The 12,776-nt window shown below is 35.4% G+C and carries 9 protein-coding genes; all 9 read right to left on the bottom strand.

The features are described 5' to 3' along the window. Window positions 1–45: 45 nt before the first annotated feature. A complete protein-coding gene (locus E1750_RS17420; RefSeq protein WP_133277993.1) occupies window positions 46–1,056 on the bottom strand; it encodes a nucleoside hydrolase-like domain-containing protein in 1,011 nt (336 codons plus the stop codon). Between the two features lie 96 nt (window positions 1,057–1,152). After that, window positions 1,153–3,285 carry a Sip1-related alpha-galactosidase gene (locus E1750_RS17415; RefSeq protein WP_133277992.1) on the bottom strand — a complete coding sequence of 711 codons (2,133 nt, stop codon included), beginning with the start codon at window positions 3,283–3,285 and terminating at the stop codon, window positions 1,153–1,155. Window positions 3,286–3,524: 239 nt separating this feature from the next. After that, the gene (locus E1750_RS17410) at window positions 3,525–4,544 is read right to left on the bottom strand and encodes a nucleoside hydrolase-like domain-containing protein (RefSeq protein ID WP_133277991.1); all 1,020 of its coding nucleotides are present in this window, start codon (window positions 4,542–4,544) and stop codon (window positions 3,525–3,527) included. Then, window positions 4,537–6,159, bottom strand: a complete 1,623-nt coding sequence (locus E1750_RS17405; RefSeq protein WP_133277990.1) for a glycoside hydrolase family 43 protein — start codon at window positions 6,157–6,159, stop codon at window positions 4,537–4,539. Before E1750_RS17405 ends, E1750_RS17410 begins: the two co-directional genes overlap by 8 nt. A 22-nt stretch (window positions 6,160–6,181) precedes the next feature. Beyond that, a complete protein-coding gene (locus E1750_RS17400) occupies window positions 6,182–7,867 on the bottom strand; it encodes a family 16 glycoside hydrolase (protein ID WP_133277989.1) in 1,686 nt (561 codons plus the stop codon). Window positions 7,868–7,890: 23 nt separating this feature from the next. After that, entirely contained in the window at window positions 7,891–8,949 is a 1,059-nt protein-coding gene (locus E1750_RS17395) for a TolB-like translocation protein (RefSeq protein ID WP_133277988.1), read from the bottom strand. Between the two features lie 376 nt (window positions 8,950–9,325). Then, complete coding sequence (locus E1750_RS17390; RefSeq protein ID WP_133277987.1) at window positions 9,326–10,726, bottom strand: sulfatase family protein; 1,401 nt, start codon at window positions 10,724–10,726, stop codon at window positions 9,326–9,328. A gap of 416 nt (window positions 10,727–11,142) precedes the next feature. Continuing rightward, a complete protein-coding gene (locus E1750_RS17385; protein ID WP_133277986.1) occupies window positions 11,143–12,102 on the bottom strand; it encodes a sugar phosphate isomerase/epimerase family protein in 960 nt (319 codons plus the stop codon). A gap of 12 nt (window positions 12,103–12,114) precedes the next feature. Further along, the gene (dhaL, locus tag E1750_RS17380; RefSeq protein WP_133277985.1) at window positions 12,115–12,774 is read right to left on the bottom strand and encodes a dihydroxyacetone kinase subunit DhaL; all 660 of its coding nucleotides are present in this window, start codon (window positions 12,772–12,774) and stop codon (window positions 12,115–12,117) included. Window positions 12,775–12,776 lie beyond the last annotated feature (2 nt).

Genomic DNA, 12,776 nt, shown 5'->3' with positions numbered 1-12,776 from the left:
AAAAGGCCCTATAATAGAGCCTTTTAATCATATTATAGATTAATATTATTTTGAAACTGCTGCATTTGATCGTCTCAACAACTCATTATGAATATTTGTTGAATACAACTTAAATTGATTTTCATTTTTTTGTTCCATCTCCAATAAATTGGTTCCATTACTAGTTATATCTTTCAAACCAACTCCCCAATCTCCTAATAAAACCCAATACGTTGCAGCATCTGAATGATCTACTGAATTATGGGCAAATTTTCCTTCGGCAAATATTTTTCCTAGATTACTTTTTTTAAATTGATCAAAATATTCCACCCCTTTTGGACTTCCAGAAACAATGCCGTGTTGACCAATCGCTCCACATTCATAATAGGTAATAAAACCGTTTAATGCTTTTTCTTTTAAATACTCACAGGCAGCTCGATCTTCATTACAATTAGCAACTTTCCAAGGCTGTTCGATTGATCCTTGATGTAAAGGTGAGTTGGTCCAGTGGGCTATAAATCGAATTTTATTTAAAATATCCTTTTTATTATTTGCCAAACAATAATTGACTAATATCGCAGGTTCAGTTAGCGATCCCCAGCACAACACATTAATAATTTCGTTACTTTTTTCAGCTTCTTTCAACAATAATTCAACTGTATTGTAATTTTTAAGACTATTATAATTTTTGGTTGGATCGTACTTTTCAGCAGATACTTTTATACAAGATTGTACAAAATCAATCGTACTTGGAAAACCGCCAATATTCTTATTCAAATGAATAACATCTTTCTTATACGCTTCTCCAAAAAAAGCATTCGCCCAATCAGCTTGATTTCCTGAAGTTTTGTGTTCGCTCCTGTGAGTACTCGCAATTACTATCCCTTTCGTATCAAACATATTGGCCATAAGTAAATAACCCGCCATTGCAGATACATCATCAGGATCATTTACGGTTCCGTGATCTTTTCCCTTCAAAGTGTTATCAGACATGTCAGAGTAGATCCAAACTTTTGGCTTTTGGGCTTGCATAAGAGAAGTCATAAAAACCAACACTAATACTATTTTTTTCATCATTAATTACTTAAATATTTTTTATCTTTTTGAGCGCAATCATCACTTGTTAAAATAATCAAGAAAATTATACATTTCTTTATTCCCTTTTTGTAATGACTAGTTTTTTACTGTTATAAGAACCTCAAAGTTTTTCTGAGCCTCAGGCAAATAGAGCTTCCATAAACCGTTACCTAGGTAATCGATTTTTTGGGCCACGGAGCAGCTTATCGGAGATGGGTTATAAACCACCAGTTCACCTGATTCTATCATCACAATTTTCAATTTTTTATTAGAGTATTCTATCGATTTAATAGCATTTGCTGATAAATATTTATTTGAGTTTCCAATAACTGACCAACCCTTTTTTATAGGTGATAATTGAATCAGTTTATCTGAAAAACCGATTAAGTCAAACTTGTATTCGTTTTCTAATTTTCCTCCTTTTTGCTCGTACCAATCGTAGTAGACTAATCCTTCTTTAGGTGCTTTCCAAGATTCAGCTTTAGGTTGAATAAATTCGCCAGCTGCTTCGTAATCTTTTGTCGTAAAAGCGCTTGTTACATTTCCTGTTGGTGAGGGATGCATCAGATTGTAAGCTACGAATGCAGCAGCGCCATGCTGTAAGGGTGCTACTACACGATATGCCTGCGGACTTGTTAAAGCCGACAACATCACTGATTCAGGTAATGGAATGGCTGGAGCTAAGGGGCGTAACAATTCTCCATCGGAATAACATAATGGCAATACTAACTTGTCTTGAAAATCGACTGGGGCATCAGACAGATAAATTGGTGCACCAGACATGGCTTTACTTACCGCCATCATTCGTCCGCAAAACTTGTCGCTTGAGTGGAACATATCGTGATCAGGCCAAACGGCTTGTCCCATCCAAAGTGTGTTTTGATAAGACTGTAAAAGGTGTGATTTTGCTTTTGCTTCATTATTCAATAAATAGTCAACACTAACTCTCGAAGTAGCACTGTATTTGGTATTCATCAGACTTAATAAATCAAGGCAAAAACAATTCATTAGCCCATCTGAAAGTTCTAATGCAGCACATTCAAGCGATTGTGCATGTTGCGATACGATTTCTACTGGATTAGACATGCCTTGGTAAAAGGCCAATTGTCGGTTCTGGTTATCAATTTTCACAAAATCGAAGCCCTCCTTTTTAGCCGAACCAATTAATGTATTATAAAACATTTTAGAGGAAACCGAATCTCCTTTAGGCATCAGAACATCTAAGCCCCCATTTTTACTAATTTTCACCATATAAGGATCTAATTCCCGTACTTCATGTTCTGGGTGAAATCCTTGCCAGTGAGCATTCATAGTGTGCCATATTCCTGTCCATTTAATTTTAGATGTTTTTGCCTCCATCATAGGTTTAAAGCCTTGTGGAAAAGTCTCTGGATTGGCTTTAAACGAGAGCAAGCGGCTACTATTCATACCTTCTGCAGATTTATAAGTATGTTCGTGCCCATTATCAATCAACACCCAACGAATGGGCAATGGGCTTTTTTCAATTTTTTGCATGGCATCTACCATCAGGTCGCTTGTAACTTTAGTGCGGTATTGTTCCCAACTACACCATCCAAGGTATTTGAATATTTCGGGATATTCTTTTTCGTGACGCATAGCTGTACGACCCTTAAGCGCTTTGGTGTTGATAGCGTTTTTCCACGCCTGTTGAAATACTTCGTACACATTTGCGCCACGAGCATATGTAATCAGGGGGATATCACCTGAAACAGTGTCTACACCAAACGTCGCCAAATCGATACTTAATTTTCCGTCGTCAGCAATCACAAGGTACGACATAGCCTTAGGACTGGCAACGCCTTGTAACAACAAGTATTCGTTGTTTTTAAGCTTAAACAATGCAAGTAAACCATTACGAGACGGGTCTCCACCCGCTTTAGAATCTGGTTTGAAATCTTGACTCACAATGGTTTTTAAATCCTTGGCTGCCCAAGAGAAAACACGGTTCATTCCGTCCAATATTTTATCGCGTCCGATAGTACTAATATACACAACCGATTCGTACTCCGGTAGAATTACAGTATACGTGTTTAGCACACCCTTGTTCGGTGTTGCCGAAAATCCGTTTAAAATTTCAATACTGTTTTGTGATATTGAACTGGCGTCAAAAATGTTGTTTTTTATTTTAGTTTGATTTGTTTGGCTGTGACAGTCAATACTACAAGCCATCAATAGCAATATGAGTATTGTTTTAAAGGTAATTTGCATATTTATAAGTTAATTTTTTTTATTAAATAAATACTTCATTAACCCGTTGGGTGTAATTAGTTTTTGGTGATAATTTTTCGTCACTTCGAGTGATTTTCGACAGAAAATTGTATCGAGACCAGAAAAATTATCATTAAAAACGGTTCTCGATACATTTTTTGTTCCGTTTCTCTACACAAAAAATCGAACTGACGTACTGAAATAATTACACCCAACGGGTTTCATTAATAAAATAAAGTCTAGTTTTCAGCAGCTTTAGATCGACGTAATAATTCATCGTGAATTTTTTTTGAGAATTGCGAGAACCGCTCTTCATTTTTCTTTTCTACTTCAGGAGAATTGTTGCTATTACTAACTATTTCCTTCAAACTAACGCCATAATTCCCTAATAAAACCCAATAAGTTGCAGCATCAGAATGATCTACAGCATCTTGAACAAACTTGCCTTCTGCAAATATTTTTCCGAGGTTACTTTTTTTAAATTGATTATAATAATCCACCCCTTTCGGACTACCTGATACGATGCCATGCTGCCCAATAGCTCCACACTCAAAATAGGTTATGTCACCTTTTAACGCCTGTGCTTTTAAAAATTCGCAGGCCGCCCTATCTTCATTACAATTAGCCACTTTTGCTGGATCTTCTGGAGTTCCTTGATGCAAAGAAGAGTTAGTCCAATGTGCTATAAAACGTAATTTTTTCAGTAAATCGAATCTTTTGTTCTCTATACAGTAATTTACCAAAATGGCTGGCTCTGTTAAAGACCCCCAACACAACACATTGATAATTTCATTACTCTTTTCAACTTCATCCTTCAACAAGGCAACAGTTTTGTAATTTTCAAGCGATTTGTACGCTGTGTTTGAATTGTATTTTTCGGCAGACTCCTTGATACAGGATTGTATAAACTCAATATTCTTAGGATAACCTCCTATATTTATATTCAAATTAAGAACATCCTTTTTGTATGCTTTGCCAAAAAAATCATTGGCCCAATCCGCTTGATTTCCGGAGTTTTTATGTTCCGATCTATGAGTACTTGTTACAACAATCCCTTTAGTATCAAACATATTAGCCATTAGTAAATATCCTGCCATTGCGGATATATCATCAGGATCGTTTACTGTTTTCATGTGATTTTTCCCTGGAATGGTATTATCAGACATATCAGTATAAATCCAAACTTTTGGTTTTTGCGCTACAACACTTGCATTTATGAATAAAAGTCCTAAAAAAAATGCTTTTATTGTGTTATTCATTTTCTTTGTCTACATTTTTATATTCAAACCAATCAAAACTAGCAATACTCTTTGTCTTTTCTCCATTACTTGTGGCATACATCCCTACATAAGGACCGCTAAAACCTCCAGCAACCTCATCCGAAACAATACTTAAATCCTGAATACCCCCAATTGTTTTATAGTTGCTTTCAGATGTTCCGTAACTAAAAGTGGAACGAATATTATCTCCCTCGATTTTTAGAAATACTTCTTTCCCTTTGAAAGGTACTCTAGCCATTTCTTGCCTTTTTCCTTTTTTAGTTGCAAACAAGACCAAATCATTTTTCTCCTTTACTAGCTGAATATGGTTGGTGCTATTGCGATACACAGCTATTCCTGCTTGCTCTTTTGCATTTTTAGCTTCAAATTCAAGATGTGTCGAAGCTTCAAATTTGTGATGTTGGATTCGGCGGACAATCAAAGAAGGATTGACCAAACTATCCATTATTTCAGGTCTCAAATTCATCTTTAAAGCACCTTTTTCGATAGCATACCATTTTGTGTACGGAGTTCTCAAAAAATTCCATTCTAAAGCTAAATCTTTGGAGTCAAACTCATCTCTAGCAGCCACTTTTTTGAATGGAGTCCAAGGTAAATTAGGTCTTTTTTGTTCCATTAATAAATGGCCAACTCCAGGATTGAAAACCGGAATAGGATAACCTTCTTCATTTTCAAATTTTACAGGTGTCAAAAAAGTTTCTCTTGCCAATAACGAAAAGTTTTCTTTCTTTCTTTTTCCTAACATCACCGACCACCATTCATTATTTTGTGTTTGTATTAAATCAGCATGTCCAACAGAATGAACCGGGAAATCTTGTCCTAATTGTCGGTGAGACATTACAGGATTAGAGTGATACGGAATATAAGGTCCCCAAACAGAATCACTGTGATGTAGGGTTACTGAATGATGAAATCCCGTACCTCCTTCAGCTACTAATAACAAATATTTACCATCTTTTTTATAAAGATGTGGTCCTTCAGTCCAACGCGCATTTTTAGCGTAACCGTGTGTTAATTGTTTTTTGGGGCCAATTAATTTCCCTTGTTTTGTGTCTAACTCTTGGATCCAAGCCCCATTTTTATCTGGCCAATCATTTACACCTGAAATATTGCCATGACCTGTGTAATAGCATTTTCCGTCCTCGTCCCAAAAAAGAGAGGGATCAATACCGTTTGAATTCAACCAAACTGGATTTGACCAAGGTCCTGCAGGATTTGTAGCAGTAACATAAAAATTCCCCTCGCAATTGACACAAGTGGTAATCAAATAAAACACTCCATCATGATGGCGAATAGTAACAGCATAAATTCCCCTTGAATCCTTTAAGCCTTTGGGTAACGGAACCTGTTCTGGTCTTGTAATTCCATAGCCAATTAACTCCCAATTCACCAAATCCTTGCTGTGGTGAATTGGCATACCTGGAAACCATTCAAAACTTGAATTGACCATATAATAATCATCTCCTACCCTGCATATTGAGGGATCGGGATAAAACCCGCTAAGCACAGGGTTTTTATAAGTTTCTGGACTACTGTTTTGACCAAAAGTAACTGCTACAATCAAGCAAAATAAATAAGTACACGTCTTTTTCATTATTTTTATTTTAATTTAATTTTTATTTTTTTAATTCTCGTATTTCAATATCCTTATACCATATTTTGTTTTGTGAATTCATATGCCCTTGTAAAGCAATAAATCCTTTTTCACCAACACAGTGGCTTTTGTGTGCTTTATCGTTCAATATGCCTGTACCGTCATAATCTGAAATAATGACATTATTTACAATGGTAATAATTCTCATTCCTTTACAAATAATCGTTAAATCATTCCATCCAAGCCCCTCGTCTTCAAAATAATTAATTACTTTTTTGGGTTCAACATCTGTTACTGCTATTTTCCAATCTTTTGAAACTGGATTGATCCAATGCTTGTATTCTCGGGTTTCATTGTATATCCAGCCCGTTTTCCAAGGATCATTAGGGTTGATATCCACTTGTGGCCCATCCATCCAACCCTCAATCGTAATTCCATTAATATCAACTTTTGCATTTTCATCAAAACGGCTACGAATTTGAACACCGCTATTTCCTTTATTTTCTCTTGAAGTTTTAAATTTTAAACGCAATTCAAAATCATCGTATTCGACTTTATTTTGCAACCAAAAATGATTGTGTTCGCTACTCGACAAAGAGTTAAATAAAATGGCTCCATTATCAACCGACCAAAATGACTTTTCTTTATCTTTCTCTGATTTTTTAACCTCCCAACCGTCTAAATTTTCACCATTAAAAAGTGAAATCCAATTGGTATTTACAGAAAAAGTTTCCATCGAATTTAAGTTTGCGCCCCCTTTGGTAGGGCTTCCAGCAGCAGTGTATATTTTACCATTATATACTACTGCACCTCCACTGTGTCTGCCTATATTTAATGGGGCTAATTGCGACCATTTATAAGTAACTAAATCAAGACATTGAGTGGTATTATAAGCCTGTTTTAATGCGCCTTCACCACCAAAATAGAGAATCTTATCCTGAAAATAAACCAATCCCCCTGCAGCGGTAGGATAAGGTAATTCTTCTTTCATTGTATGCCATTGCTTCTCTTTAAAATTATAAACATCGACAAAAGGCATGGTCTGCTCAAAGAAAGCCCCAAAGTTTTCAGGGTAATGGAAACTAGTATTCCTACCTCCTATGCAATACAATTTATCTGCAACTACAATTGTGGAAAAATGATCACGAATATGAGGTGCTTTCGTAAGTATTTCCCACTGTCCGGTAATTAAATTATAACTATCAAAATTATTATTGGTTCCACTGGTATGACCATAATCAATACCACAAACAAGATACAATTTATCTTCATAAATCACTGCTCCCGAACCACCCCTTCTTCTGTTTTCGGGGATTTCTGGACCTTTTTCCCATTGGTCTTTTTCTGGATAATACAGCCAAATATTCTCTAAAGGTACTTCTTTTGGATATTTCCCAGTCATAGCTATAACATAAATAGCATCTTTATAAACTACTGCCTGAAAATGATGCATTTCCAATGGTGGCTTTGCATTTTCTTTCCAAGTATTTGCTTTTGGATCAAAAACATTTATGGAATTCATCCCTCTACCTCCAATTAAATAGAACTTGCCTTTATATTCAACCATAGAACTTTCGTGTCGAGCTATTACATCGCCTTTGGTATCGACTGTTGTCCACCTAAAATCTTTTAAATCTGCAGTTTGCGCACTACAAAAAAACAAAGCTTCGAAAAGGAAACACAATACAAAAAATATTATTTTATTCATTTTTAATTATTTTATTCTAAAAATTATTTCTTAGCATTTTTCATTTCATTTTCCTTTACAAAATCCCAAATAACAATGCCATGTCCTACTCCAGTTGTTTCGCCAATGACCGAATATTGAAAGGCCATAAACCTACCATCGTCACTTACAACAGGATTAGTTGCTTTGTAAACAAGGCCTTCATTGAAATAAGTAATTCGTTCCATTTTTGCAGAACCATCCAATGCTAATTTGTAAATATCAATATAATCCCAAGTGGTTCGACCCTTGTCCCTTTTCGGGTGATGACGGGTACTTTCAACCAAAATATGTTTTCCATCGGGAAAAATACCTTCTGGTTCATCGTAGCGATCGGGTCGTTGCGAGTAATTGATAATCTTCTTTGTTTTCAAATTAATCCCCATCACTTCGGCTTCATATTCAATAGCTGGGAAATGAGCATTAAAAATCAATTCATCGTCATAAGGTGGTCTGAAATTCTGGGTTTCTAAGCGCCAATTTGCAATCTCTTTTGGTAAGTCCTTAGAACGCACCAAAGTATCTATTTGTTTCAGCTTAGGGATCCCATTGTCATACACAATATCCGACATATAAATATCATCGACAGTCCAAGCAATTTTCAATTGTTCTCTAGATACTGCTGGTCCTTCTTTGCAAAACACCCCCAATGGAGTTGGCGGTCCAGACAAATCACGTTTTAACACCCATAATTCTGCCTGTTCAGGACTACGGCTTTTGCCTGGATTTGCAGCATCGAAAGTTTTAGAACCCGACAACAATATATCTCCATTCGATAAATACAAAGCGCGAACAAATCCTTCGTGAAAAAAGTGATGTGTCAACGGGGTGAGTATGCCCGTGGCAACTTCAACTTCAAACACGTCACCATACATTTTCTCTAAAAAAATGATTTTTTTTCCATCTAAAGACCAATCACATCGTTCGCCAAAAGTTGTAATTTTCTTCACAAATGAGGGCATCGTATCCAAAGGTGATTTAGCAAGTATTGTATTCTGAGCACTGCCAGTTACAAAGCTTAATAGCAGAAAAATAGATGTTAAAACTTTTATCGATGCTTTCACTTGTTTATTTTAAATGGTAGTAGCTCAACACTTATATCAGTAAATCAATACTAATAAAAGAAAAATCAATTGTCTCACCGAAAATAAGTTATTTGTAGATTTTTGATTAGCTCAAACAAACATAAAAATTGTTATTTCATTTTTAAAAATAAAAAAAAGCAAATATTAAATGACTACAAATCCAGACAACAAGAACAATCTATTGATTATCAAGTCAATTACACATATTCTTTAGATAATAAATAAATTAGAACTACGCACTGGCCTAAAAGTAATAATTAGCCCCGAAGTTAACCGTATAAATCGATGATCTTGATTATAACAAACTCTCAGTTGCGTTTTGTCATCATCTTAAGCTTATGCCATAAAAAAAAAGCTACAATTTATGTTTATCCATTTCGTCTGTTAATTCTTTAACTATATTTGGATATTTATCATAAACATTCTTTGTTTCGGCTATGTCTTCCTTTAAATTGAAAAGCTCTGGAGTAGCTTTTTCATCAGCATTTCGACTTCCTCCATGTGGCAAATATTTCCAGTCTCCCTTTCGAATGCCATATATTTCAGTACCTTTTGTATAAAACATATAATTCCTGTTTAAGCTCCCTTTAGCTTCTATAAGATTAGAAATATTCATTCCATCTAATAGAACATTAGGAAGTTTTGCTCCTGTATAATGGGCAATAGTGGGTAAAAAATCTAAAGTGGAAACAATAGTATTACTCAGTTGACCAGATTTAATTTTACCAGGCCAATACATAATACAAGGAACTCTTACACCACCTTCATAATTGGTAAACTTACCATCTCGGAATGGTAAAGCGCTTCCTGCCAAATCTTTGTATCCTAACCAAGGACCATTGTCTGAGGCAAAAATGATTAAGGTGTTTTTTTCTAATCCTTTTGATTTTAAATGTTGTATTAAATTCCCAACATAATAATCTATTTCTTCAACAACATCACCATACAACCCTCGCTCGCTAGTCCCTTTGAATTTTTCGGATGCAAATAAAGGCACATGAGGAATTGCAGGAGTAATGTACATAAAAAATGGGTTCCCGTTGGCTTGATCTATAAAATCAATTGCTTTGGCAAAATAACGTTCCGTAAGGCTGGATTGATTGGCTGGGTACTCAATAATTTTATCGTTTTCAAATAGAGGACATAGCTCTTTTATGCCAAGTTCTTTCAGTTTTTCCCGACTACTATTTTTAACTAATTGTTGATCTTGTTTTGCTTTCTCTAAAGTATAACCTTCAGTAAAAACTACATTATTGGCGAATTCTTGCTTCGCCCCAATATTCATATCATTACTATAAGGAATGCCGTAATAAGTGTCAAATCCTTGACTTGTAGGCAAATTTTCTTTAAAATCACCCAAATGCCATTTGCCAAAACAAGCCGTTTTATAGCCTGCGGACTTTACGACCTCTGCAATGGTGATTTCTGAACTCTCCATACCTTTAGCATCCGGCAAAAACACACCTCCAACTCCATTATGAAAAGAATATCTTCCAGTCAACAAGGAAGCTCTGGAGGCGCTACAAACAGAATTTGTCACATAAAAATTAGTAAAACGAATTCCTTCCTTTGCCATTTTATCAAGATTAGGCGTCTTAATTTTTGGAGCACCATAACAACCTAGGTCTTGGTACCCTTGATCATCGGTAAAAATTACAATGACATTGGGTTTCTTTTCACTTTTGGCAATTTGTCCAAAGGCTTTTACAAAAGACCCGGTCATTATCAACAAAAGAACTAAAAATGTATTTTTCATTACTTATTTTTATATTTTTAAATAGTTTTAACTCATTGGGTGAAATTATTAAATTTTTAGAAATAGTAAAATTGAAACGCATAGAATCATAGAAAAAAGAGTTGGATAGCCCAGTTCTTGGGTTCACATAGCTATGATTTACTAAAATCAAGCGAAGCGTCTTAATAAAATTAATAAAAAACTATGATTCTATGTGTTTAAAAAAATTAAATTGAATTACACCCAACGGGTAGTTTTATTTTTTTGAGTTCTTTTATTATAGTTTTATTTTCTTACTCATTAATCACTTTTTTACATTCTTTATCATCTAGCGAGTGATGGTATAATTCATTAGACCCTACTTTAATTTAGGTCTAAAACAATAAACAGACATTACAACAATAAAGATTAGTGACTAATTGAAACTAGAATATAGATCAAATACGATATATATTTTTATTTACAAACTTCATCAAACCATTGAAATCCTCGTTCTTCATCATTTCTAAAACCCGCTGATGATTTAAGGTTTTGGCCAAATTATAAGCACCAATAGTCACTTCGGAATGACGATTAAAGAAATCGAGGATATTGAAAATTCTAGGTGAGGCATCGGTTGTAAAATACTTATCGTACTTGCATTGTTGTGCCCAAAACATTAACTCTACATAATGTAGAAAATGACGGCTGGCACCAATCAAATCCCAATCGTATTTGGTATCATTGTCATTAGTATGAATATAGGCATCAAATCCACTTTCGTAAATTGTGATTAAGGATTGCGCTGGATTTTCTGCACTTTGCAAAGAGTGTCCAAAATCGAGAGTAATTCCTGTGTTTGGATTACCCACTTCTTTCAATAACAGTAATGCTTTTGCAGTTGAATCCAATTGACAATGCACACGTGTTTCGGAATATTTTGGCTCGATAAATAAGGGAACTTCTGGAAGATAATCGGCAGCTTCGCCAACAGTTTCGATGATATATTTCCACGAATCTCTATAGTTCACCTGAAATAAAAGATCATAACCATCAGATAAAGGACAGCAGGTCACGTGTGGCGCACCTACTGCTTTAGCGAAATCTTTTGCCTTTTTAATCATCGCTACAGCACGATCACGTATACCTTTGTCTGGTCGAGTTAAGGCACCCGCTACCCACTCTGCTTCTTTCTTGATATTGACATTGATTGCTGCAAAATTCAAATCGAATTCTTTCATCAATGCCATTGTTTCTTCTGGTGTAGAATTTTCATATGGATAAACCATCTCTACCCCATCAAAACCATCAATTTTTGAAACTATTTCCAATTTTTCTCTTGTGGTTGCGGGCTGTTGGTATTCTGAAAATCGATCTTGAGTTTTACCCAGAAATCCTATTATTACTCCTTGTTTCATTTTTATATATTTTTATATTTTAACAAACTTATTTTCTAATAAAATTTGCGCTTGATTTCCCAAAACTTCTAGAATCAAGCAACACGAAGTTGCTCCAGCATCAAGTACGCCTCTTGAGCGTTCGCCTAATCGGCTCGCACGACCTAATTTTGCCACCATATCTTTGGTAGAATCACGACCTTCTATAGCGGCACATTTCATTGCTTCGAAAGCTTCTGAAAATGATTTACCTTCCGCATGTGCATTGACATAAGCCATAACAGCAGGAATTAAAGTATCGATAAGTGTTTTGTCTCCCACTTTTGCAGGTGAAATTGAAGCAATAGCGTCAACTGCGTCTTTCAAGGCTTCTCCCATCTCCTCAATCCCGATTACTTCTTTGCCTTCCAGAGCTATTCCCATGGCTTTGAAAAATTTGCCATACAGTGGTCCCATCGAACCTCCGATTTTCATCATTAAAATCTTAGCCAATACTTTCAATCCGTAGGCCATATCGCCGGGATTCTTGTCTAATTCTTCACGGCAGATCGTAAACCCTTTGTTCATATTGATACCGTGGTCACCATCACCAATTAATCCATCAATATCACTCAAATATTGTTTGTTCTCTTGAATAGCTATAATCAGTTGATCTATGATCACTGCCCCCTCTTTGTTCGTAAATGTTTGCATTT

The sequence above is a fragment of the Flavobacterium nackdongense genome (assembly GCF_004355225.1).
GTDB lineage: Bacteria > Bacteroidota > Bacteroidia > Flavobacteriales > Flavobacteriaceae > Flavobacterium > Flavobacterium nackdongense.
The sequence above is the reverse complement of the archived record's forward strand: the minus strand, read 5'-3'. Positions and strand labels throughout refer to the sequence as shown.

Bases quoted from the DNA above. Each gene is read 5' to 3' on its own strand.
- E1750_RS17420 (WP_133277993.1), bottom strand. From the start codon at position 1,056: ATGATGAAAAAAATAGTATTAGTGTTGGTTTTTATGACTTCTCTTATG.
- E1750_RS17415 (WP_133277992.1), bottom strand. From the start codon at position 3,285: ATGCAAATTACCTTTAAAACAATACTCATATTGCTATTGATGGCTTGT.
- E1750_RS17410 (WP_133277991.1), bottom strand. From the start codon at position 4,544: ATGAATAACACAATAAAAGCATTTTTTTTAGGACTTTTATTCATAAAT.
- E1750_RS17405 (WP_133277990.1), bottom strand. From the start codon at position 6,159: ATGAAAAAGACGTGTACTTATTTATTTTGCTTGATTGTAGCAGTTACT.
- E1750_RS17400 (WP_133277989.1), bottom strand. From the start codon at position 7,867: ATGAATAAAATAATATTTTTTGTATTGTGTTTCCTTTTCGAAGCTTTG.
- E1750_RS17390 (WP_133277987.1), bottom strand. From the start codon at position 10,726: ATGAAAAATACATTTTTAGTTCTTTTGTTGATAATGACCGGGTCTTTT.
- E1750_RS17385 (WP_133277986.1), bottom strand. From the start codon at position 12,102: ATGAAACAAGGAGTAATAATAGGATTTCTGGGTAAAACTCAAGATCGA.
- dhaL (WP_133277985.1), bottom strand. From the start codon at position 12,774: ATGCAAACATTTACGAACAAAGAGGGGGCAGTGATCATAGATCAACTG.